Here is a 22712-nt window from a genome sequence, read left to right as displayed (position 1 = left end):
GTGGCGGCGCACGCAAGAGAGCGGGCTGAATCGAACAGCCCGCTCTCTTGCATTCGATGTGAAGCGCCCGGCGGAGCCATCCGGCCGGCCGCGTTGGTGCAATCAGAAGCTGCCCGTGCCCGGCTCGCAGGGCACGTTGTTGCCGGTCCACGGCGCGGTGGCAAAGGCGCCGACGCGCGGTGCCGGAATGCAGGCGCGTTCGCCCGGATAGAATGGCGCGCTCGTCGCGACCGTATCGGCTTCCACCGCGGGCTGCTGCACGACGCGATGGTGCTCGCGCGCCATGACGGGGCCGCCCAGCATGGCGGCTGCGATCAATCCCATCGACAACAGTTTGGACGTGGTCATTCGCTCTCTCCATTGATGACATCAGGCCGAACCAAGCCGGCTCGTCATCGACGTGTGAACGATCGGTCGCGATTCAAACGCACGATTTGCTCACCGCAGTTCAACCGCCCGTGACCCGATGCGGCGTCGCAACCACGATCGTGCGAATGCATAACATCCGTGGCCCCTGAAACTACAGCGCGTGCGTTGACGGCATATGTTCGATCCAGCGCAGTTGGCAGCGGAGCCCGGAAGATGATCACGACATTGGCAACACGCATCGCCCTTGCACTGGCGCTGCTCGCGAGGCGCGCGGTCCGTACCATGAATTGCAATTCATTGGTGCCCCATGCGACGCGAGCCTATCCTGTACCGCAGCGAGTGGCCGGCGTCAGGCGGCATCAGGGCCGCGCGTTCGACGCGGGCGGGCATTGAGCATGACACCGCGTGCCGCTGAACCCTCGCTTCCTCACCGCGCGCCGAAACGGCGTGCGGAACGCGGAACGAGGATCATGAACCGGATTCTCCTGATCGAGGACGACGCCGAGACCGCCGAGGCAATTGTCGCCGAGCTCGTCGATCGCGGGTTCGAGGTGCAATGGGCCGGCGATGGCGTCGACGGTCTCGACCGCGCGCGCACATCGAGCCCCGATGCCATGATCGTCGATCGCATGCTGCCGGGAATGGACGGGCTGGCCGTCATCGAGGCGCTACGAAAGGACCAGGTCAGGACGCCCGTGCTGGTCCTGAGCGCGCTCGGCGCAGTTGACGACCGGGTGCGCGGATTACGCATGGGCGGAGATGATTATCTCACAAAGCCGTTCGCGATCATCGAGCTGGTCGCGCGGATCGAGGCGCTGCTGCGCCGTCCGACCGACAGCCGCGAAACCATCCTGCATGTCGGGCCGCTCGAGATTGACCTGATCGAGCGGACCGCGCGACGCGGCGAGCGCGAGCTCGAGCTGTTGCCGCGCGAATTCCGCCTGCTCGAATACATGATGCGCCGGAACGATCAGTTGCTGACGCGCGCGATGCTGCTCGAGGAGGTCTGGAATTACAAGTTCGTCCCGGCGACCACGAACCTGATCGATGTGCATATGGGCCGGCTCCGTCACAAGGTCGACGGTCCCGGAGAGGTGCAGCTGATCCACAACGTCCGAGGCTCCGGCTTCGTTCTGCGTTCGCGGCTATAGGGGCGCAAGATGCACCAGAGCCAGCTGATCCGCTCCAGCACGTTCCTCTGGGCCCTGGCCGTGGCGGCCGCCTTCGCGCTGTTCGTGGTCGGCCTGTTCGCGTTCATCTACTGGAAGCTCGACGACTATCTGGTCGCGCGATCCGATCGCATGATCACCACACGGATTCACTTCATCGCAGACCTGCCGCCGGCCCGCCGCATCAGCGCGATCGCGGATCATCTCGAGCAGGATTCCAGGGGCGTGCAATACGCGGGACTGTTCGACGCCGCTGGCACGAGGCTGGCCGGCAACATCGACCATTTGCCGCGCGAGCTGGGGCTTGATGGCGCGGTGCAGGGCGTGCGGCTCGATCTGTTCGAAAAGCCGGCAGCCCACGTTCCGGTCGTCAGGGCGGTCGGCAGACGTCTCGATGGCGGCGATGTCTTGGTGATGGGACGGAACGTCGATGAGACGCGCGAGATATCGAGCGTGGTGGGGCAGGCGCTGGCCCTGGGCTTGCTGCCGGCCTTCAGCCTCTGTCTGCTGGCTGGCGCCTGGCTGAGCATCCGCGCCCAGAGACGCGTGGAGGAGGTGAACCAACGGGTCCAGCGCATCGTGGCCGGCGAGCTGCGCGAGCGGCTCCCGGAGGGCGGAACGGACGATCCATTCGCGCGGCTGGCCGGGATCGTCAACGGCATGCTCGACGAGATGGAGACGATGATCAACGCGCTCGCCGGCGTCGGCAACGACATCGCCCATGATCTCAGGACGCCGCTCACGCGCGTCCGCCTGGCGCTGGAGCGCGGGCGCACGCATGCGGCAACGCTGGAGGACCTCCAGGAGATTACCGACAAGGCGATCGCCGGTATCGACCAGTCGCTCGCGATCGTCACCGCCCTGCTGCGTCTGACCGAGATTGAGAACAGCCGTCGCATGGCCGGCTTTGGCGAGGTCGCGCTCGACGAGATCCTGCGGGAAGTGTGCGACGTCTACGAGCCCATCGCCGAGGACAAGCGCATCGCCCTCGGTGTCGTCATCGAGCGCAATGTGCAGGTGTGGGGCGACCGGGACCTGCTGTTCGAGGCGGTCGCCAATCTCGTGGACAATGCCGTCAAGTTCACGCCATCGGGCGGACGGGTGGAGCTCGCGCTGGAAGCGGAGGACGGCACGGCGCTCATGCGTGTCAGCGACACGGGCCCCGGCATCAGCGAGCAAGAGCGCGAGGCGGTGCTGCGGCGGTTCTATCGCTCCGACAAGATGCGCAACACGCCGGGCGTCGGGCTGGGGCTGAGCCTGGTGGCCGCCATCGTCAAGCTGCACGGCTTCCGGCTGATCGTCGGTCCCGCGCCCGGAGGGCGGATCGAGATCCTCGCCTGGACCGGACGGGCGGACAAGGCCGCCACCTGCCGGTCCCGGACATTGCGGCACGCAGATGCCGACCTGATGGGATGAGCCAAATGATGCGCAATGCTTTCGAGATCGATCAGCCGGCCTGGAGTGTGGGAGTGACAGATGCAGACTAGCCACGAAGTTGCGAGGAGTGCTTCCGTCGCCGCTGCGGGCGCAGCGGTATCGGCACCGTTCCTCAGCGCGTATTCCGCGGCCATCAGACGCTACGAACTGCTCGAGCCAGGTCAGGAGCAGCAGCTGGCACGTCGCTGGCACGAGACACGAGACCGCGGCGCAGCCGACGCGCTCGTCACCAGCCATCTCCGGCTCGCCGCCAAGCTGGCGCGCGGCTACAAGGGATACGGACTTCCGATGGTCGACCTGATCGCGGAAGCGAATCTCGGCCTCGTCATCGCAGCGTCACGCTTCGAGCCCGGCCGCGGCGCGCGTTTCTCCACCTATGCGATCTGGTGGATCAAGGCCGCCATTCACGAGTACATCCTGCGCTCCTGGTCCCTGGTCAAGATCGGGACGACGGCTGCGCAGAAGAAGCTGTTCTTCAAGCTCCGCAGCGAGATCAGGAAAGCCACCGGCAGCGTGATGTCAGGGCTCACGCCTGACGTCGCCGAATTGATCGCCGGGAAGCTCGATGTGAGCGCGCGTGAGGTGATCGAGATGGATGCGCGGCTCAATGGCGACATGTCGCTGAACGCGCGCGTCGGTGGCGAGGAAAGCGGAACCGAGCTGGAAGCCTTGCTGGTCGATGGGGCGGTCGACGCCGAGACGATGCTCGCCGATCACGAGCAGACGGAGCGGCGTGCCAAAGCCTTGCGGGTTGCGTTGGGCGGGCTTGCGGCGCGGGAGCGTCATGTCTTCGAGGCGCGGCGGCTGACGGAATGCCCCGTGACGCTCGATCAGTTGGCCCGCGAATTGTCCATCTCCAGCGAACGGGTTCGACAGATCGAGATTCGTGCCTTTGCCAAGGTCAAGCGGGCCGTGATGCTCGCCGCGCAGGATGCGCCACGCGCCGCCGTATGCAACGTCTGAATTCGTTTTCATTTGAACGGAGCTCCGACCGTCCTCACCTGTCCGAAGATCCCGCGTCCCTCGCTCCAGGCAGACCACCATGGGAATTGTTCGCTTCGCACTACGGCTTCCGCACACATTTTATGTGCTTGCCGCGCTGATCCTGTTTCTCGGCGGGATCGCGATCCGGTCGATGCCGACGGATATTTTCCCGGAGATTCGGATCCCCGTTGTCACGGTCATCTGGAGCTACACTGGCCTCTCGACGCCGGAGATGGAGCAGCGCGTCAGCACCTACAGCCAATATTCGATCAGCGCCAACGTCACCGGAATCAAGAATATCGAAGCACAGACCCTCAACGGCCTTTCGGTTCAGAAGATCTACTTTCAGCCGGACGTCAATCTCGATCTCGCGATCTCACAGATCGTCTCGGCGACCAATGCCATCCGTGCCCTGATGCCGCCGGGCATCCAGCCGCCGATCATCGTGCAGTTCAATGCCTCGAGCGTCCCGGTGCTCCAGCTCAGCCTCGAGTCAAACAGCCTGAACGAGCAGCAACTTTACGATTTCGGCATCTACCGGGTCCGCCAGCAACTGGCTCCCGTTCCGGGCGTGACCCTTCCCACGCCTGCCGGCGGCAAATACCGGCAGATCATGGTCGATATCGATCCGAACAAGCTGCTGTCGCGCGGATTGACGCCGCTCGACATCGTCAATGCGGTCAACACCCAGAATCTGACGCTGCCGACCGGCACGACGAAGATCGGGGACACCCAGTACACCGTTCGAACCAATGCAACGCCGGCCACAATCCAGGATCTCAACATGATCCCGGTCAAGTTCGCCAACGGGGCCACGATCTTCCTGAAGGACGTCGCCCAGGTCCGCGACGGTGCCCAGGTCCAGCAGAATATCGTCCGCGAGGACGGCCACCGGGCCGTTTTGCTCAGCGTCGTCAAGAACGGGAACGCCTCTACCCTCGCCGTCGTCAACGGCGTGAAGGCGGCCTTGACGTCGATCCGCGCGTCGGCTCCGGCGGGGCTGAAGATCAACGAGTTGTTCGATCAGTCGATATTCGTCACCCATTCGGTCAACGGCGTGCTGCGCGAAGGAGCGATTGCGGCGGGCCTGACGGCGCTGATGATCCTGGTGTTTCTGGGGTCTTGGCGATCGACGCTGGTTGTCCTGATCTCGATCCCGCTGGCGATGCTGTCCTCGCTGGTCGTCCTGTATTTTCTCGGCGAGACCCTCAACACGATGACGCTCGGCGGGCTCGCCCTCGCTGTCGGTATCCTTGTGGACGATTCGACGGTGACGATCGAGAACACGCACCGGCTCTGGACCGAAGAGGGCATGCCGTTGTCGGAAGCGACCCTGCACGGAGCCGCCGAGATCGCTATCCCGACGCTGGTCTCCACGCTCGCGATCAGTTGCGTGTTCACCTCGGTCGTATTTCTGGAAGGCCCGGCCAAATATTTGTTCACGCCGCTTGGCCTCGCCGTGGTGTTCGCGATGCTGGCGTCGTACGGGCTGTCGCGGACGCTCACGCCGATCACTATCGGCCTGCTGCTGAAGGGCGAGCGGCGTCATGGCGAGGGCGAGCGATCGTCGAACATATTCGCGCGCGCCTCCGCCGCGTTCGAGCGCGGGTTCGAGCACCTGCGCGACGGCTATTCCGATCTCCTGCTGACATTGTTGCGTCGTCGCGTCATCGTGCCCGTCGTCGCCGTGCTGGTGCTGGCGCTCGGAGCCACCATGTTCGTCTATGTCGGAAGGGATTTCTATCCCCTGATCGACGGCGGCCAGATCCAGCTCCATGTTCGTGCGCCCGCGGGTACGCGAATCGAGCGGACGGAAGCGATTTTCCAGGCGGTCGAGGACAAGATCCGCGAAGTTATTCCGGAGCGCGACCGGGCGCTGATCGTCGACAATATCGGCCTTCCGGCGCGGCCCTACAATCTCGCATTCACCGACGGCTCCACGATCGGCGTGAATGACGGCACCATTCTCGTATCGCTGAAGGACGGGCACAAGCCGACTGCGGACTACATCAGGAAGCTGCGGCAGGTGCTGCCGTCGGCATTTCCGGAGGACACGTTCTATTTCCAGGCGGCCGATATCGTCACGCAAATCCTGAACTTCGGTCTCCCGGCGCAGATCGATGTCCGCACCGTCGGTTACGGCAGCAACAACCTGGCCGTGGCCAAGGAGCTGCAGAAGAGTCTTGCGGCGATCCCCGGTGTCGTCGACGCGCATCTGCAGCAGGAGGTCGATGCTCCCGCGTTCTACGCCGACATCGACCGCACTCGCGCCGCGCAATTGGGTCTCAATGCGAGCACGGTGGCGACCAATATCAATGTCAGCCTCAGTTCGTCCGCGCAGGTCTCGCCGAATTTCTGGACTGATCCGACGTCAGGCATCCCCTATTACCTGGCCGTGCAGACACCCGAATACAGTGCCAACTCGCTGAACGCCCTGGGCAACACGCCGGTGTCGGCATCGCTCGCCGCAAGCGGGCAGACGGTGCCTGGCCTCCTCAGCAATGTCGCCACCTTCAAGCGGGGCACCGTTCCGACCAATTTGAACCAGGCCAATGTCCAGCCGGTGTTCGACGTCTATGCGAGCGTCCAGGGCCGCGATCTCGGCAGCGTCGCGTCCGATATCGACAAGGTGACGTCCACCCTTCAGAGGCAACTGCAGCCCGGCAATTCGATCCAGGTTCTGGGACAGATCCAGAGCATGCATCAGTCGTTCCGCGATCTCGGGATTGGACTGCTGTTCGCGGCGATTCTCGTCTACCTGCTGATGGTCGTGAACTACCAGAATTTCGGCGATCCCTTCGTCGTCATCATGGCGCTGCCGGCGACATTCTGCGGCATCGTGACGATGCTGTTCGTCACCGGGACGACGCTGAACGTGCCCTCGCTGATGGGAGCCATCATGGCGGTCGGCGTTGCCTCCGCAAATTCCATCCTGCTCGTGACCTTTGCGCGTGACGAGCAGTTGAAGGGACATTCCGCGTTCCAGGCCGCACTGAGCGCGGGCCGGACGAGGATCAGGCCGGTGCTGATGACCGCCGCGGCGATGATCGTCGGCATGATCCCGATGGCGATCGGCGGGCCGGGTGAGGAGCAGAATGCAGCGCTCGCGCGGGCGGTCATCGGCGGCCTGCTGTTCGCAACCCCGACCACCTTGCTGATCGTGCCTTATCTCTTCGCCATGCTGCGCAAGGGCAACGACGGCAAGCCCCGCCACGGCGTATTCGAGGAGCAACCGGAATGAGTGATGTTCGCGAACGGTCCGATGACGACGAGGCAGCAGACCGCCCCGGAGCGGAGAGCCTCAGGATCGTGGAGCTGCCGGGCAAGGGCGCAAGATCCAAGCGCCGTTACGGTGGTCCGCTGCTCGGGGGAGGCGTGCTCCTGCTACTTGCGGGCGGTCTGGGCATCGGCGGCTGGCGGCACTATGAGGCTGCGCGTGAGGTCGCCGCAGTGGCAGAGCAGGTTCGGACCAACGTTCCGGGAGTTCGCGTGGCGACGGTCCAGGCTAGCGGCGACCTCATGAAGGTCACCTTGCCGGCGACGACGACCGCATTCGAGGCTGCCAACATCTTCGCGCGGACCAGCGGCTATATCGAGAAGCGCTACGTCGACATCGGCGATCGAGTGAAGAAGGGCGATCTCCTCGTGGAAATCACCGCTCCCGAGCTGGACCAGCAGATCGCGCAGGCGCAGGCGACGCTCGCGCAGGACCAGGCCGCACTTCAGCAAGCGCAAGCGAGCCGAGAACTGGCCGACGTCACCAATTCGCGCGACAGCAATCTCGTCAAGCAGGGCTGGTTGACGGCGCAACAGGGCGATAACGATCGTCTCACCCTGCGCGCACAGCAGGGCGCGGTGGGCGTCGCGCAGTCGAACATCGCGGCGCAAGAGGCGCAGATTCGCGTGCTCCAGCAGGAGAAGTCCTACCAGCGCGTGGTGGCGCCGTTCGACGGCGTGGTCACGCAGCGCAACGTGGACAATGGCAGCCTGGTGCAGTCCGGCTCCACCTTCATGTTCACGATGATGCACTCCAACGTTATCCGAACCCAGGTCTTCGTGCCGCAGGATGAGGCTTTCGGCGTTGCTCCGGGCGTCGACGCGGATATCCGCGTCCCCGAGATTCCGGGGCGGACGTTTGCGGGCAAGGTCACGCGGATCGCGACCGCGCTGCAGCCGGGGAGCCGGACGTTGCTGACCGAGATCGACGTGCCCAACCCCGATGGCCTGCTCAGTCCCGGCATCTATTGCACGGTCGAATTATCGATCCCGCGCAGGACGCCCTCGACGACGATCCCGTCCGATGCGCTCGTCTTCGATCAGAACGGCCTCCATGTCGCGGTCGTGCGGAATGGTACGGTTCATTTTCAGCAGGTCTCGATCTCCAGGGATTTCGGCACCACGGTGGAAGTGCGCGACGGCGTGCAGCCCGGCGATCAGGTCGTGCTCAATCCTGCGGTCAATCTGGCAGAGGGCAGCAAGGTCACGGTTCGCAAGAGCGAAGTGAGTTAGGGCACCAAAAGATGATGCGGCTCGCGTTCGCAACGGCAATGGCTCTGCTGCTCGGCATCTCTCCGGGCCAGGCACAGATCGCAACGACCGGCAGCACGGCAATGGATCTGCCGACAGTGCCGGGCGCGATCGTGATCTCGCCGCTCAACAGTCCGGGGCCGTTTTCGGCAACGACCGTGCCGGGCGTTCCGGATACGACGCTGGCGCCCGTTCCGCTCGCCTCGGATCCCACGACGCCCGGGACGGTGGTCGTCTGCGCTCCGCCGGCGACCTCGCCAACGCCGTTGCCGGCGACACCGACCGTATCGAGCACTGGCATTTCGACATCGGGCATCGCGGCCCCGATCCCGCCGGTCACGGGACAGAACGGCAGCTCCATCGGGACAATCTCCACGGCCGCGCCGGCGGGAACAGGTGCGACAGTGGCATGCAGCTCAACGCCCGGAGGGCAGGTGACGAGCGCGGCATCTCTGCCGCTTTCGATTCCGCAGGTACCTGCAAGCCCCGCGCCCGGCACGATCCTGGCGGATACCAGCGGCGCCGGCGGCACGGGCATCGACCCGAACGCCGCCGTTGTGCCCAGCCCGAACAGCTCGGCTTGCGCGGAAGGGGTTTCGATGAATCTGGCGCAGCCTGCGACGGTGTTGCCGGCCAACGCCTCGGGTGCAGCGCCAACGCCGGGCGTGTCGCCGATCCTGCCACCGGGATGCTGAGGCGAAATTGCAGGCCTCAAGCGTCATCGCAACCTAGTGGCAGGTGCAAGACGCGGGCCGGTCGCCGTCGTATGTCGAAAGCGAGATGCCCGGTATTTCAGCCAGAGCGCGAGCAAACGTGAGTGCGGGAAGATCGATCTCCTGATCGAACAGAGCGCTGACCGGACCAACGAGATCAAGTGCCGTCTGCTGACGGTTCGACTTCGCCATGATCCTTGCCCAGGCCGCCGCAACCTTCAGCTCGTAGAAGCGGCATTGCTGCTCTCTGGCCACGGATAGTCCCTCGGCGAACAGCAATTCGGATCGCGAGAGATCGGATGGGCCATTGGCCAGAAGAACTTCAGCCTTGATCCTCAACAGGTCCGCAAGGCACCACAATTGCCGGCCTTGCCGCGAGATGGACAAGGCCTCTTCCACCGCGGCCAGGGCCTGCGCAGCCTCGCCGCTCGCGAGCAGGCCTTCGGCGAGCGATCCGAGAAACTCGGGATTGCGCATCAGCCATCCGTTCTCGGTCCGCGCTTTCAGGCCACTACGCAGCAGCGCTATTCCGTCGTCATGGTTGCCTTGCAAAACCAACAGCTGCCCCTTCAGGCAAGACGTCCAGCTCGTCCAGAAAGCTATTCCTTCGCGTGTGACGAGCTCGAGAAGGGAGGATATTGCCTGATCGGCGGCGGCGAGATCATGCGTCATCAGCGCGATCGGGCAGACGGCGTTCCGGAGCGCGTAGGCGATCGCAAGCTTGTCCTTCTCACGCTCGGCGTCCTGGAGGCACTCGGCGGCCAGTGATCTGCTCTGGGCGATCTTTCCCTGCAACAGCAGCACGCGAGCCAACATCGCCTTGGCAAGAACGCTCTGATTCAGCAGGAACCACATCAGGTTCGTGCCGCCGCTCAATCCGTGGGCCGAATCGTCCAGGGACAAGGTCAGCTCGCGCCGTGCAATCTCCTGCGCGCCGAAGAAATGGGCGGCAGCGCCAATCAAGCGACGGCCTACCGCCTCGTTGGCGGGATTTCCGGTGCGCAGCGCGATCTCGAGGTAGCGTTCGCCGACGTCCTTGGCCGCGGCATATTGGCCCGAGTTGAGGTTATAGCTCCACAAGGTCCAGACCGCCTTGAGCTGAAGCTCAAGATCGGACAATTCCTCGGCGAGCGCGAGACCGATGCTCAGCGCCGCCTTCATGCGATCCGCCGACCCCGTGGTGTTGAGGAGTGCGAATCCCAGCGCGACACAGAGCTGCGCCTTGAGCTTCGGAACGCAGGTGAACCCGGGGCTGAAATGCGCAAGAGCGTGCTCGATCCGCGTTGAGCATTCCACGAAGGACAGCAACTGCATCCATACCGGAACGAAGCCGGACGTCAGCTCGATTCCAAGCGCCGTGTCTCCACCGGGCGAGAACGCCCAATCGAGCGCCGCATGCACGTTTCCGATCTCCTGGGCGAAACGGGAGATGTCGTCGGGAGCGGGAGAGGCATCGCCGAGCGGCGCGATGATCTGCCTGAGAAAGCCGGCCTGCCGTCTGGCAGCCTGCTCGACGAGGCCTGCGTCTGCGAGCTTCTCCAGCGCATAAGCGCGAGTGCTCTCCAGGAGGCGCCATCGTCCCTCGAAGGAGGGATCCAGCGACACCAGCGATTTCGCGACCAGATTGAACAGGGTTTCGATGACGTCCGACCGCGACAGAGTGTCGTCCATCATCGCACTGGCCGCATCGAGCGTGAAACCGGCCGGAAACACCGCGAGTTGGCAAAGCAGGTTCTGCTCTGCCGGCGGCAAGAGATCGTAGCTCCAGTCCAGGGTCGCCCGCAGGGTCTGGTGTCGCGGCAGCTGGTCGCGGCGGCCGCCATTCAGGAGCTCGAAGCGCTTGTCCAGGCGGAGCAGTACGGCGTCTACTCCGAGATTGGCGGCCCGGGCTGCGGCAAACTCCAGTGCGAGCGGAATGCCGTCGAGGCGGCGACAGATGGCGGCGATCTTCTGAAGCTCCTCGGCGCCGGCAACGAAGCTCGCACGCAGCGCCCGCGTTCGGGCGACGAACAGCTGCACTGCGCTTGCCCGGAGCAGCAGATCGGGAGCGTGCATATCGGGACCAGGGACCGACAGCGCCGGAACGGCCGCAACGTATTCGCCGTCGATGCGGAGGCCTTCGCGGCTGGTCGCGAGAACCGTGACGTTCGGACAATAGTGGAGCACGGCACTTGCGATCTGCGCGGCCGCTTCGATCACATGCTCACAATTGTCCAGGACAAGAAGCAGGCGGCGGGTCCCGATGGCCTGCGCGATGCTCGCGGGCGTTACTTCCTTGTCATTCGAGGCGAGCCTGAGCGCACGGGCGGTCGCAGATGCCGCAAGAGCCGCACCCTGCAGGGCCGCGAGCTCGACCAGCGCTACGGAATCGTTAAACGAAGGCGCGACACTGCGTGCGAGCTCGATCGCCAGCTTCGTCTTTCCGATGCCGCCGGGGCCGACAAGAGTCACGGCCCGATATGCGGACAACACGTCGCTCAATTCGCTCAGATTATCCTCGCGACCGATGAGAGGCGCGCGGATACTCGGCAGGTTGCTGGAAAAGAGCGCATCGGCCGGAATCGTTACCGGTGCGGCCGCCGGATGATCCAAATGCCCGCTTCGCCAAGTTCCAGCGAGCGTGTATCCGCGACCTGAAACCGTCTTGAGCAGATTGCGATCCTCGCCCAGCGCCTTCCGGACGGCCGAAATATGAACCTGGAGCGTGTTGTCTTCGACGGTCAGGCCCGACCAGACGCTTCCGATCAAATCGTCCTTGGTGACCAGGAGGCCGGCGGAGCCCACCAACTTCTCGAGAATCTCGAATGCACGGCTTCCGATCGGCACCGCGACGTTGTTGTATCTCAGCTCCCTCCGTTGGCAATCGATCAGCCAATGTCCGAAAGAGTACGTGCGATCAACCGGAGATGACATAAGGGGTCCGTGCATCAACTTCGCTGCCGTGATCCGAGGGGGAGATCACGAGCCCGCCCTTGAGATCACCGACCCGTGGCAAGAATTTGAAAGCGTCAATGCGCCTAGGTCTCCTAGAGGGGAGATCGTCGGCATGTCAAGAAGACCCGCTCAGTCCGACGCTTCGTTCATCGTCGATGCTGGCACCCGACGCGCTCGTGTTCGATACACGAATTCGTGACAGCAGCCGGGCGTGTGTCACAATGGGAGAGGCGGTCGGAAGAAGCCTGACGTCTGCAACGGAAGCATCATTTACTCACTTCGCCGAGGATCGTCAGCGCAATACCTCCGGAGCAGAAATGCGTCCGAGAGACGTGCACCGGTCGCAAGAACGGCGGCCTGATCGTGAGCCGCCGTCCTTCCTTCCGCCGAGAGGTCAAAATCCGGAACGTTGAGACGATCAACTTCCAGTCGGCGTCAACCGGACTTGATCCGGTTCGCGAACTCAATAGCCCGAGGTGGGCTCGCATGGCGGCCGCCGCCAGGGGGCGGTTGCGTACGCACCGACGTCGGGAGCACGGGCGCAGCCGCGCTTGGAGGAGGCCGGAACGCGCTGAGCCGACGCATAAGCCGCGGCATTGGTACGCTTCGCGTTGCCTTCGCGAGCCATCGCGGGGGAGGCAATCATGGCTGCGACCACGAATCCGGCCGACAAGAGCTTCAGTGTAGTCATCGAACATCTCCTTGAGAAAGCGACGCCGAACGCCTCGGCCCGCACGCGAGACATGTTCATGCGCGCGTCGGATCCGCAGTGTTGATCGAACGAACATTTTCGTCTTTGCACGAAGTCGTCGCGGTGCGTTGACTTCGGACATCGACGGCTCATCCCACAGGGAGGTTCGCGTACTAGTCGGGCGAGGACGTCGCCTGGTCCGCGCGTCCATCGAGCAGTGGACCAAACCATTCCCAGCTCTCGCCGGTGAAGCGCATCATCCGGAGCTGCTCGATCGGATGAAAGTCCGTTGGCGATGTCTTTATTCGAATGCCGGGAATGTAGGCCTCGGGTTCGAAATCGAGATCCGCGGCCACTTGCATGATTCTCTCGTGCGTCAGATCGTCGCCGCAGCGCCTGATCACCTCCACGAGCGCGCTCGACATGTTGAAGGCGATCAGCGGCCCGCTCTCCGATCGATCGGCTTCCGGATAGTATTTCGCCATGAACGCGCGAAAGTGCTGCATGCCCGGATGGCTGTCCCACTGTGGATCCGTCACGTCCATCTGATACCCCGCGCTGAGAACTCCCTTTGCGTTGTCCAGTCCGGCCGGCTTCAGCACCGCGCCGACCGAGACCGAGACGTTCGTCACGATGTGGATGGGATGCCAGTCCAGCTCAGCGAGCTTCCTGATCGCCTGAGCGGCGAATTTGGGCGTGGCTATGTCGATGAATATGTCGGGCGCGGCGGACTTGATCGCGACGACCTGTGAATCGATTGTCGGTTCGCTGACCTCGTATGGCAGGCTGGCAACCACCATTTGCGCGTACTTGTCCTGGAGCACGTCCTTCAGCCCGAGCAGATAGTCGCGCCCGAAGTCGTCGTTCTGGTGGAGAATGCCGATCCTGGCACCTGGATGATGCCTCAGAATGTAGTCCGCATAGATGCGGGCCTCGGTTCGGTAGCTCGGTAGCCAGCCGATGGTCCACGGAAAGTGTTCGGGATCGGCCCAGTGCGACGCTCCAGTGATGACGAACAATTGCGGCGCATGCCGGTGGTTCATGTACTTCTGAATGGCGGCATTGCTGGCCGTGCCGAACGGCGCGAAGATCGCGAGCACCTCGTCGTCCTCGACGAGCCGTCGTGCTTGCTCGACCGCCTTGGATGGACTGTAGGCGTCGTCATATGAGATGAAATTGATCTTCCGGCCGTTGATTCCGCCGTTGTCGTTGATCATGCGAAAGTATGCACTCATCGTCTTGTAAGCCGACGCCGGACCGCTGTAGGGCATGATGTTGCCGATCCGGATCTCGGTATCGCTTGCGCCGGGGTCGTACTGCGGCTCCGCGGAAGCGCTGCCGACTGCGAGCACGGCGCAGGAGATGACGAGCTTTCCCAGGCGCCACGCGTTGCCCGAAATCGAGTAGCCAGTTCTGCCTGTGATCAAGCGGTGCCTCCATGGCGCTGCCGGGTTTCGAACATACCAAACCCGACGACGTGTCGTTCGGCCGCGCCGGCCCGGGAGAGACGCGTATTGCGGTCGCTGGGCGTGCACGTGCAGAAGTCGGGTCCCGAATATAGCGCGGGTGCTGCCGCGAGCCCGGCTTAAGATGCTGAAGAACTGTTAAGTTTCGCAACTGCCGGGCCGGCTATCCGGATCGACGTGATTGGCCTTGTTTCGAAGCCGGCAGGGTGCGCCGCATGGCGCGGCCGCACTCCCGGATTTTGGACGCCATCATCTGCATGACGCTCGATTGTGGTGCCTCATCATCGATGCCAGTTGCGGACGTGGTAGTGGCCCGCGGCGAATACGGGCGCGGCACCACCCGGCCGCTCGAGGCCCATTCGTCCGGCCGGCGTCAGCGCGCCGCCATTCAGCACGTCGCGATCGGGGTACATCGATGCAAAGGCTGCCGGCTCCTGATCGGCGAAGGACCAGGCTGCGGATGCGGACGATATCGTTGCCGTTGAGAGTAGCGCCGCAGCGATTAGGATTTTGAATACACTCATAGCGATTCTCCATTGCTTGCTCTGTGCGGAGAGTCGCTTGGCGATGATCGCTGCTCGGCTGGTGGCGTTTCCGAAAATTCTTTTGATGAATCCTATGTAGGTCGTCCGGTCGAGAAGTCCCGGAGAACGTGCATCACTCCTGCGGGAAGATTCTGTCAGCGTTGTCAGAATCCTCGCGCGATTGTGCGTGGTCAAACGCGTCTGATGCCCGTTTCTGGGAGGCAGGTCGTTTGAACATTTGGAGGGTGAGCAATGAGATTATTCCCTGTTGTTTGTGTCGTCGCCTGCGTAGCGCTCTCGGGCATTGCGTCTGCCCGCGGTGACATGGGATCGCATATGTCGATGGCAAGCGGCGGTGCGCTCGGGACGAGCGCCGCCGCGCCTGGAACGAACTCGCTGGGCACCGCGCTTCCGTCGTCCGACAGTGGTGGTCGCGCGACGAAGGGGCCGTTGCTCGGCACGGACCCGACCATCGACAAGGACGACGCCCGGCTCGAGAAGATGCTGGAAGGATCGATCTGCCGCGGCTGCTGAAGAGCGCGCATTCCGAGACGGGGGCCGGCGGCGGCGCCGTCCGGCAACCTGTGTCTTTCGAAAGGGTTGATGGTAAGCTGGACTGAAAATGATGAAACCGCTTGGGCTGTCCCAATGATGGCTGAGCCAGGCCAGCGTCCCGTCTACATTTGTGCGCAATGGGAGATCGATCTTGTCAGACGCGAGTTGCGTTCGGCAGGAGAGCTCGTTCCTTTGGGGGGGCGTGCCTTTGAGATTCTTGCGGAATTGGTTCAGGCGGAGGGCCAACTCGTCACCAAGAACGACCTGACGGAGCGCGTCTGGCGGGGCGTCTTTGTCGAGGAGAGCGCACTTCGCGTACATATCGCGGCGATCCGAAAAGCCCTTGGTCCTGACCGCGACATGCTGTCAACCACTGTTGGTCGCGGTTATCGTTTGCTGGGAGCGTGGCGGATCCGGCATATGGACGCCCCGCTACAATCTGCCGCAACCGGGTTGCTGCCGTCGACCAACATTCCCAGCGCGTCGTTCGATCTCATCGGCCGCACCGCCGCGATCGCACATCTGTGGCGGCTTCTGTCGGCCTATCGCGTGGTGAGCCTGGTCGGGCCCGGCGGGATCGGAAAGACGGCGTTGGCGCTGGAGGCCGCCAGAACGCCGCCGACCGGCTTGGCGGCTGACCGGTTGCTGGTCGAACTGGCCTCGCTGTCCGATCCCAAGCTCGTCTGCTCGGTCATCGCCGGCGTGCTCGGCACCAAGCTTGAGGGCGAGGAGATTTCGCCTGAATCCATCGCACGCGCGATCGGCCCTCGGCCATTGTTGCTCATCCTCGACAATTGCGAACACGTCATTGAAGCCGTGGCCCAGGTGGCCGAGCTCGTTGTCAGCCGCTGTCCCGGGACGTTCATTGTTGCGACAAGCCGAGAAGCGCTGCGCATCGAGGGGGAGCACGTCTACCGCGTGCTCCCCCTGGGCGTGCCGCCTGAAGCCAGGCTCGAGCCCGCCGGCGCCTCCGCGTACAGCGCAGTCGAGCTGTTCACGAGCAGAGCGAAGGCGTTGGGTTCAAGCTTCGCGTCCGACGAGGAGAACATCGGCGCCATCGCAGCCATCTGCCGGCGGCTCGACGGCATTCCGCTTGCGATCGAGTTTGCAGCGGCGCGCGCAGTCATGCTCAGCCCGCCGAGGATCGCGGCACTTCTCGATGACAGGTTCAAATTTCTGACGACGGGCCGTCGTACCGCGTTGCCGAGGCAGCAAACGCTGCGTGCAACGCTCGACTGGAGCTATGACCTGCTGCCGGACGACGAGGCGTGGCTGCTCCGGCAGCTCGGCATATTCGCCGGCGAATTCCAGCTCGATGCAGTGATCGCGCTCGCCGGCGAGCACATCGGCGACGTGACCGGCCAGCTTGCCAGGCTGGTGGCAAAGTCGCTCGTTGTCGCCGATATTCGCCGCGACAGTCCTCATTATCGCTTGCTGGATACGACGCGTGCCTATGCATTGGAGAAGCTGCACGCGGGCGGAGAATATCCTGACGCCGCCCGCCGCGAGGCGAAATACTATTGCGGATTCTTTGCCAACGCCGAGGCCGACAGCGAAGTAAAGCCGCAGGCGGAGTGGCTCACCATCTATGGCCGGCACATCGACAACGTGCGAACGAGCCTTGATTGGGCCTTCTCGTCCGGCGGAGACGCGCAGGTCGGAGCGGCCTTGACGGCGGCCGCAGTCCCGCTCTGGGTGCAATTGTCGCTCCTCAGCGAATGCCGCGAGCGGACCGAACTCGCTCTGGCGCGCCTCGACCCGACGGCTGCGAACGCGCCGCGGCTTCGCATGCAGCTGTCGGCCGCGCGCGGCTGGTCGCTGATGTACGGTGTTGGAAGAGCCCGGGAGGCCGGTCCCGCCTGGGCCGCGACCCTTCAGCTGGCCGAGCAACTCGGTGACAGGGACTACCTGTTGCGCGCGCTTTGGGGACTCTGCATCGATCAGTTCAACAATGGCGAATTCCGCAGGGCCCTCGAATTTGCGCATCGTTTCGCGGACGCCGTAGCCGATTCCGGCAATCCTGTCGACCGGATGATGGCCGACCGACTTCTTGCAACCACGCTGCACTATCTCGGCGACCAGCGGCAGGCGTATCATCACATCGGGCGAACCTTGTCTCGCCTCTCGGATCTGGCGGCCAAGCCGCAGGTCATCCGTTTCCGGTTCGACCTGCGGGCCTCAACTCACTACTTCCAGGCGCGGATCCTGTGGCTGCTTGGCCTCGCGGATCAGGCCTTGAGCGTTGTCGAGCGCAACGTCGAGGAAGGCCGGACGAGCGGCCACGCACTCACATTCTGCAGTGTCCTCGGGCAGGGTGCTTGCCCGATTGCCTTCCTGGCCGGCGATCTCGACGCGGCGGAGCGGTATTGTACGATGCTGATCGAGCACACCGAACGCCACCCGATCCGCTTGTGGAACGTATGGGCACGCGCCTTCAGGGGCGTGCTGATCTCGCGCCGGGGCGACGTAGCGACCGGATTGCCGCTGCTGCGCAAGGCGCTCGAGCTCGCGGGCGAGGCGCGCTTCCTGCCGCGTTTCCTGCTTCCCTTCGGCGAGCTCGCCGTGTGTCTCGGAGAGGCCGGCGAGGTGTCGCAAGGGCTCGCGACCGCCGACGAGGCGCTCGCACGATGCGAGGCAAGGGACGAAGGGTGGTATGTCGCCGAGCTCTTGCGCATCAAGGGCGAATTGCTGCTGCTCCCCGGCGCGCGCCGCTCGACGGGCGGTGCCGAGCAGGCCTTCGACAAGGCGTTCGAGGTGGCGCGGAGCGAGGGCGCATTGTTCTGGGAGCTGAGGACGGCGATCAGCGTGGCACGAATGAGGATGAGTGAGGGGCATCCGGCCGATGCACGCGATGTTCTCGCTTCCGTATATGGCAAATTCACCGAAGGCTTCGAGACCGCGGACCTCAGCGACGCGCGTGCAATGATGGTGAAGCTGGGATCGTAAGCGATGGAGGCCCCGGGGAGCGGCATCAGATCCGATCGATCGGATGCCTGTGCGGCCTCGGCGAGCGCCGCATCCCCGTGCTCTGGAACGTTCCGCAATCCGTCAGTGGCGCCGCCTGTGCCATGGATGGCGATGGCCGGCGCCGACGTCTCATTGCCAACTCAGCATGGACCGGCCGCCCGCACGCGTCGTTCGAGACTGCACCCCTCTATCGCGATTGCACGGCGATCGAGGCGATGCGCGCTTACGCGATCCGGAGAGGATCATTTGGCCGCAAACGAGCGCGAGCGTGGCGGGTTCAGCTCGGCAAGCAAGCCTCTTGCCGCCACGAGGCTGCGCGTCTGGAATCCCTCGGTAAACCGCTGATAGACGGGGGCGAGCATATCGTGCGCCTCCCGGCGGCGATCGCCACGCTGCCATAGTCTCGCAAGCGCGATCGCCGCGCGAAGCTCATAACCCAGCGCCCCCTGATGGCGGGCGAGGTCGAGTGCTCGGATGAGGCTCAGCTCCGCTTGCGAAAGATCCGGATTGCTCTTCCTCATCAGAGCCTTCGCTCTTGTGCACAACATGTCGGGCATGTCCATCATGAAGTTGCCGTGTTGGGCCTGGGCAATCGCCTGATCAATGGTGTCCAGGGCTTCGTCGCCGTGACCTGTCGCCGCCAGGGCTTCGGCGAGAGGCATGCGAAACCCAGCCACCGCACCGAAGCACAGGCTCTGCAGCTTCTCGATCGAGCCTTTCAGCATGCCGAGCCCGACACCGGTCTCGTTCCTGGCCAACAGTGTAATCCCCTTCATGGCCTCGCCGACCAACTGGAGGATGGCGAGGTTGTGCCTGCGAGCCTCCACGACGAACCTGTCGATGTGTTCTTCGCAATCCTCCAGATCGCCATTCCAGAAGAAGACGCCGAATGCCCATGGCAGCGCTCTGCAGAACATGACCGGATGGTTCGCTGCGATGACGTCCGAGATGGCGCGGCGCACTATTCGCGTCGCCTGATCGGGATATCCCTGAAGCCAGAGGACGCGCGCAAGGGTGATTTGAGCGCGTTTGGGATATTCGAGGGTGAGGCCGCTAAGGACGTCCTTGTCCAGGCCCGTATGTCGCAATGCCTTTTCGACGTATGAGCGAGAGGCACTGAACTTGCCGAGATACTGGCAGGAGATGCTGAGCAATACGCGCATGCGCGCGACCGCATTGGAATCGTTGTTGGCAAGGGCAATGGCTTCGCCGCGCTTGGCGATGCCGAATGCGTCATCATACTTGCCGACGAACAATTGCAGCAAATGCAACTGGTCGATCAAACGGATCTGCCCCGGTATATCGCCGATCCTTTCCGTCAGCTCGAGCGCCCGGCGGAGGTGATTTGCGCCCAATTCATCCAGCTGTCCGGTGAGCATGCGCGCAGCCCCCAGCGCCGTGTGAAGGACGAGGCCCTGCCTGATGCCTCCATTGGCTTCATCGAGTGCTTCGATGGCGCGGGTGACCCAGAGCTCGCATTCCGCCAGGAGCGACAGCTTGAAGAAGAGCGGTATCGATGCTGCAGCGAGCGCCACGCCGGCTCTGCGGTCTCCCTGATCCGAGAAGCACCACGTCAGTGCGGCGCGGACGTTGCCGAATTCCTCCGCAACCGTCGAAAGGTCTCGGTTCGCTTCGTCGCCGATCTTCTCAAGGAGGCCGAGAAAGTAGCAGGCGTGACGTCGCGCGACCGCTTCGGAGTCCCCGCTGGCGGCAAGTTTCTCTTGCGCGTATGCCCGGGTCGAGTCGGCAAGGCGGTAGCGGGTCGGTTGCGAGCCGGTGTTCAGTGCAAGCATCGACTTGGCGACGAGGCTGTCGATGATCGCCAGGATCGTGTCGTCATCCTCCGAGCCCGCGGCAATCGACCGCACGGCGTCCAGGGTCATGCTGCCGACGAACACTGACAGTCGGCCGAGAATCACGCGTTCCGCGTCGGATAGAAGATTGTAGCTCCATTCGATGGTTGCGCGCAGTGTCCGGTGCCGAGGCAGCGCGGTGCGTCGTCCCTCCCACAGCAAATTGAGGTGCTGGTCGAGGAGTTGGACCATCGCTCTTGCGCCATATGCGCCCACATGGCTGGCGGTGAGCTCGATGGCAAGCGGGATACCGTCGAGCCGACGGCAGAGGTTGCCGACATCAGAGGCGTTCGCATCCGTCAGCGCGAACTCGCCGCCTCCCGCGGTCGCACGCTCGACGAAGAGTTTCACCGAAGGGTAGGCGAGAGCGTTCGCGGCCGTCAGAACGATCTTCTCCGGCGGGCTCGGCAGCGGTGGGAGCCGGTATGTGAACTCGCCTTCGACGCGCAGCAGCTCCCGGCTGGTCGCCAGGATGTGCAGCTCCGGTGCTGCCTGGTAGAGCCGTTCGGCCAGCGCCGCCGCGGCTTCGATGACATGCTCGCAGCAGTCCAGAATGAGCAGCATCCACATGTCGCGCAGGAATGTCGCGAGGCTATTCGTGGGATCATTCGATCGAGCTCGCAGCCCAAGTGAAGATGCGACGATCGCCGGCACTGGAGCGGCGCTGCCTGTCTCGCCGAGACCGACAAAGTGGACATGGCCGGCGAATTCCGCGAGCAGGGCGTGGCCCGCGGAAATGGCGACTGTGGTCTTGCCGATGCCGCCCGGGCCGACGACCGTGACGAAACGTTGGGCTCTCAGTCCTTCCGAGATGTCCTGTATGGCTTGCTCACGCCCGACCATCTGCCGGGGATGCGCCGGCAGGTTATGGACGTAAGTCGGATTGGTCGGTGCAGGTTGCCTCTGTTCCGGGCGCGATACCGCCGCGACGAAGCAGTAGCCTTGCCCGGAGACCGTGCTCAGATATCTGACGCCGTCGTTGCCGTCTCCGAGTGCCTTGCGGAGTGCGGCGATATGGACACGCAGGCTGTTTTCTTCGACAGCGGCGCCCGGCCACGTCGTGGCCATAAGATCTGTCTTGCTGACGACGTTGCCGGCCTGCCGGACCAGTGCGAGCAGAATGTCGAATGCTCGACCCGACAGCTGCAGGGGGCTCCCGTCTCTCTCAACCCGCCGCTGCGAGGGGTCAAGCCGAAACGGCCCGAAGACCAAGATCTCCCGGGCGGCTTCGTCTTGGGCGGAGCGGCCAGCAGCGGCCATCGTGTTGCTGCTTTGCGTGTTGTTGCTTTGCCAGCGGGGGGCCATTGGGAATTTCAACCCGGCGCACGACTCGTCACGTTCTATGACTTGGAAGCACACCAAGACGCGTGAACGTAGTGGCCTTTCAAACCTAACATTCGGCAGTAACAGGGTAAAGGATTGGGACGTATCACTTTCGTCTGGGGCTCCGAAGAGGCTCCCGGATTTTCAGGAATCGACCCCTGATTACGACCGGGAGCTTGTCGCTCGATGCGTCGAAACGGGCGCCGCAGCTGGTCTTCGGTCTCGCCTGATCACGAATGTGCGACGCCACGACACCCAGCCCTATCCGATGGACGCGGGCTTGAGAATGTCGTCCAACCCGATCCGGCGGAGAAGTTCCATGCGGACGCTGTCGGCGACGGCGTTGACGGTTGCGGCTCCGTCGTCGTCAGGACCGAAATGAACTCTCAGCGGCCGTTGTCCGAATGGCATGCCGACGACATCGGCTATGGCGGTCGCGACGTCTTGCGGAGTTCGATCCTTCGCCGGAAGCTGCGCAAGTGCCGATTGCGCGATCTCGCTCACGTCGGCCGTCGGACCATCCGCGTATTCCTCGGCCCGCGCCGTGTCGAGCGGTCGGCCGGAGCGAATGTAGTGTCCGGGTCCGAGCGCACTGGGGACCACGATCGTCGTCTCGACGCCCCAGCGCGCGAGCTCACCCGCATAGCCGAGCGCCAGTGCATCGAGGGCGGCCTTTGACGAAGCATAGGCCCCGAGGAAAGGAACCGAGGCGCCACGTGCGCTGCTCGATGAGACCCAAATCAGCAGGCCCTGGCCCTGCTTGCGCAACTGGGGTAATGCGGCCCGATTGACCCGTTGCGCATTCAGCACGTTGGTGTCGTAGAGCTCGGCAAGCTGGTCCGGCGTAAAGGCCTCCGCCGGTCCGTAGATGACCTGTCGGGCATTGTGCACGATCACGTCGAGGCGGTTGTTCTCGGCGACGATGGCATCGATGGCGGAATTCACGGAGGCTTCCGAGGCGACGTCGAACGCGATGGTTCGGAGTTCCGCGCCGTGCTTGCCGGCGTCCTCGACGCCGTGATCATCGTGGCCCTTCGTTTCCTGCATCGAAACGTAGACCGTGTGGCCGGCTTGCGCCAATGTCTTGCAGGTGCTTCGTCCGATGCTGTTTGCAGCTCCTGTGACGATGATCACTTTGCTCATTCGAACCCCAATCGCACTCCAGCTCCCGCAAAGACGCCAGCGTCGTCGCGACACGTT

The 22712-nt window shown here is 63.8% G+C and carries 14 protein-coding genes and 1 pseudogene; 7 read left to right on the top strand and 8 right to left on the bottom strand.

The features are described 5' to 3' along the window. Positions 1–102: 102 nt before the first annotated feature. The gene (locus ACE10W_RS40365; RefSeq protein ID WP_028175308.1) at positions 103–348 is read right to left on the bottom strand and encodes a hypothetical protein; all 246 of its coding nucleotides are present in this window, start codon (positions 346–348) and stop codon (positions 103–105) included. Between the two features lie 491 nt (positions 349–839). Here ACE10W_RS40365 and ACE10W_RS40360 point away from each other — a divergent pair, with 491 nt between their 5' ends. The 5 genes from ACE10W_RS40360 to ACE10W_RS40340 all read left to right on the top strand — a co-directional run bounded on the left by ACE10W_RS40360 (position 840) and on the right by ACE10W_RS40340 (position 8468). Then, the gene (locus ACE10W_RS40360; protein WP_304549461.1) at positions 840–1520 is read left to right on the top strand and encodes a response regulator transcription factor; all 681 of its coding nucleotides are present in this window, start codon (positions 840–842) and stop codon (positions 1518–1520) included. 9 nt (positions 1521–1529) lie between these two features. Then, positions 1530–2954, top strand: coding sequence for a HAMP domain-containing histidine kinase (locus ACE10W_RS40355; protein WP_304549460.1), 1425 nt, complete (start codon positions 1530–1532; stop codon positions 2952–2954). 60 nt (positions 2955–3014) lie between these two features. After that, positions 3015–3938: an RNA polymerase sigma factor RpoH gene (gene rpoH / locus ACE10W_RS40350; protein WP_304549458.1), complete on the top strand. Its 924-nt coding sequence runs from the start codon at positions 3015–3017 to the stop codon at positions 3936–3938. A 79-nt stretch (positions 3939–4017) separates the two neighbouring features. Then, on the top strand, positions 4018–7200 hold the full coding sequence (locus tag ACE10W_RS40345; protein ID WP_370205001.1) for an efflux RND transporter permease subunit: 3183 nt from the start codon (positions 4018–4020) through the stop codon (positions 7198–7200). Beyond that, on the top strand, positions 7197–8468 hold the full coding sequence (locus ACE10W_RS40340; protein WP_304549454.1) for an efflux RND transporter periplasmic adaptor subunit: 1272 nt from the start codon (positions 7197–7199) through the stop codon (positions 8466–8468). Before ACE10W_RS40345 ends, ACE10W_RS40340 begins: the two co-directional genes overlap by 4 nt. Here ACE10W_RS40340 and ACE10W_RS40335 read toward each other — a convergent pair. The 5 genes and pseudogenes from ACE10W_RS40335 to ACE10W_RS40315 form a co-directional block, all read right to left on the bottom strand. Further along, entirely contained in the window at positions 8440–9123 is a 684-nt protein-coding gene (locus tag ACE10W_RS40335) for a hypothetical protein (RefSeq protein ID WP_304549452.1), read from the bottom strand. The genes ACE10W_RS40340 and ACE10W_RS40335 overlap by 29 nt on opposite strands. Before the next feature lie 2752 nt (positions 9124–11875). After that, positions 11876–12112, bottom strand: a pseudogene (locus tag ACE10W_RS40330) (transcriptional regulator); the annotation flags it as partial. Between the two features lie 484 nt (positions 12113–12596). Then, a complete protein-coding gene (locus tag ACE10W_RS40325) occupies positions 12597–12824 on the bottom strand; it encodes a hypothetical protein (RefSeq protein ID WP_304549449.1) in 228 nt (75 codons plus the stop codon). 173 nt (positions 12825–12997) lie between these two features. Beyond that, positions 12998–14251, bottom strand: coding sequence for an ABC transporter substrate-binding protein (locus tag ACE10W_RS40320; RefSeq protein ID WP_370204998.1), 1254 nt, complete (start codon positions 14249–14251; stop codon positions 12998–13000). Between the two features lie 320 nt (positions 14252–14571). Continuing rightward, on the bottom strand, positions 14572–14814 hold the full coding sequence (locus ACE10W_RS40315) for a hypothetical protein (RefSeq protein WP_028175300.1): 243 nt from the start codon (positions 14812–14814) through the stop codon (positions 14572–14574). A gap of 336 nt (positions 14815–15150) precedes the next feature. Here ACE10W_RS40315 and ACE10W_RS40310 point away from each other — a divergent pair, with 336 nt between their 5' ends. After that, positions 15151–15348, top strand: a complete 198-nt coding sequence (locus ACE10W_RS40310) for a hypothetical protein (RefSeq protein WP_231166614.1) — start codon at positions 15151–15153, stop codon at positions 15346–15348. A gap of 69 nt (positions 15349–15417) precedes the next feature. Then, the gene (locus ACE10W_RS40305) at positions 15418–18315 is read left to right on the top strand and encodes a winged helix-turn-helix domain-containing protein (RefSeq protein WP_304549446.1); all 2898 of its coding nucleotides are present in this window, start codon (positions 15418–15420) and stop codon (positions 18313–18315) included. Between the two features lie 263 nt (positions 18316–18578). Here ACE10W_RS40305 and ACE10W_RS40300 read toward each other — a convergent pair whose 3' ends face one another. Beyond that, the gene (locus ACE10W_RS40300) at positions 18579–21494 is read right to left on the bottom strand and encodes a winged helix-turn-helix domain-containing protein (RefSeq protein ID WP_304549444.1); all 2916 of its coding nucleotides are present in this window, start codon (positions 21492–21494) and stop codon (positions 18579–18581) included. A 279-nt stretch (positions 21495–21773) separates the two neighbouring features. Further along, positions 21774–22655 carry an SDR family NAD(P)-dependent oxidoreductase gene (locus tag ACE10W_RS40295; RefSeq protein WP_304549442.1) on the bottom strand — a complete coding sequence of 294 codons (882 nt, stop codon included), beginning with the start codon at positions 22653–22655 and terminating at the stop codon, positions 21774–21776. Between the last annotated feature and the right edge of the window lie 57 nt (positions 22656–22712).

It is taken from the genome of Bradyrhizobium sp. B025 (genome assembly GCF_042257955.1).
GTDB lineage: Bacteria > Pseudomonadota > Alphaproteobacteria > Rhizobiales > Xanthobacteraceae > Bradyrhizobium > Bradyrhizobium diazoefficiens.
Note: the sequence above shows the minus strand (reverse complement) of the source record. Positions and strands in the feature narration are given on the sequence as shown.